Source organism: Alteromonas genovensis (genome assembly GCF_010500895.1).
Taxonomy (GTDB): Bacteria; Pseudomonadota; Gammaproteobacteria; order Enterobacterales; family Alteromonadaceae; genus Alteromonas; species Alteromonas genovensis.
In genome coordinates this window covers 1-1,384 of record NZ_JAAAWO010000029.1, presented here as the reverse complement: position 1 = coordinate 1,384, position 1,384 = coordinate 1, and the positions used below count along the sequence as shown (strand labels likewise).

The window sequence follows — 1,384 nt, the reverse complement described above, 5'->3', positions numbered from 1 at the left end:
TCTTTTCGCCTTTCCCTCACGGTACTGGTTCACTATCGGTCAGTTAGGAGTATTTAGCCTTGGAGGATGGTCCCCCCATATTCAGTCAAGATAACACGTGTCCCGACCTACTCGATTTCACTGTAAAACGCGCTTTGTGTACGGGGCTATCACCCTGTATCGCTCCTCTTCCCAAAGGATTCCACTACACACTAAACAGCTTAAGGGCTGCTCCCCGTTCGCTCGCCGCTACTAGGGGAATCTCAATTGATTTCTTTTCCTGAGGGTACTTAGATGTTTCAGTTCCCCTCGTTCGCCTCGTTACACTATGTATTCATGTAACGATACCTGTAAACAGGTGGGTTTCCCCATTCGGACATCTGTGGCTCAAATGCATTTTGTCGGCTCACCACAGCTTTTCGCAGACTTACACGTCCTTCATCGCCTCTAACTGCCAAGGCATCCACCGTATACGCTTCGTCACTTAACCATACAACCCTAAAAAGCCTTGAGTATCGGCCTCATGTCCGCCTTTTGACGTCGGACACGGGTAATGTTGTATGCATGACAAGCTAATCGGAAGAATTGCCTTGCTATCTTCTTTGTTAACCGAACAAGTCGATTAACCCGCCTTACGGCGTTGTCGATAACAAGCAATTCAAGTCAAGTAGAGTAAAAAGTGCGTCTTTCGACTTCTCAATTACTCTTTTGATTGATTACTATTAATATCAGCTTTCCAAATTGTTAAAGAACATAAGATGCTTCCTGCCAAAGCAGTACTATCATCCTTAGGGTAAAAAACCCTAATCAATGCTTACTTAAAAAGTAAATATTCATTAGGATTTGATGTCCATCTCGACACATACGCCAACGATGTGTATGACTACCACTGCCTTTAGCGAGTAGCAAAATCGTCAGGAAGCTCTGCTTCCGGTAAAGCGATTTTTCGCGACCACTTGCAAAGCAAGTAAGATGGAAAATGGTAGGCTTGGGCAGACTTGAACTGCCGACCTCACCCTTATCAGGGGTGCGCTCTAACCAGCTGAGCTACAAGCCTATTTTTCAAGCTGGTCGGCGTTGTGACCTTACCGCTCTTATTTGAGGGCAGGGCTCCAACCAACCGAACTAAAAGCTTTCAGTCACTTCGCTTATTCAAGCTCAGAATCAAGTAGATGGTGGAGCTAAGCAGGATCGAACTGCTGACCTCCTGAATGCAAATCAGGCGCTCTCCCAGCTGAGCTATAGCCCCATAAACTTGTGTCGTTCTTTATTTTCTAGACAAAACAATCTGTGTAGGCACTGCATCAAGGGCGTCATCGACGTAATAGTAAGGAGGTGATCCAACCCCAGGTTCCCCTAGGGTTACCTTGTTACGACTTCACCCCAGTCATGAAACACAAAGTGG

2 tRNA genes and 2 rRNA genes are annotated in these 1,384 nt (G+C 46.0%); all 4 read right to left on the bottom strand.

Annotation, left to right across the window (positions count from 1 at the left end):
- A 23S ribosomal RNA gene (locus GTQ48_RS17425) occupies positions 1-469 on the bottom strand; the annotation flags it as partial.
- Between the two features lie 490 nt (positions 470-959).
- Positions 960-1,036, bottom strand: a tRNA-Ile gene (locus GTQ48_RS17420).
- A 116-nt stretch (positions 1,037-1,152) separates the two neighbouring features.
- Positions 1,153-1,228: transfer RNA gene (locus GTQ48_RS17415), tRNA-Ala, on the bottom strand.
- Between the two features lie 79 nt (positions 1,229-1,307).
- Positions 1,308-1,384, bottom strand: a 16S ribosomal RNA gene (locus GTQ48_RS17410); the annotation flags it as partial.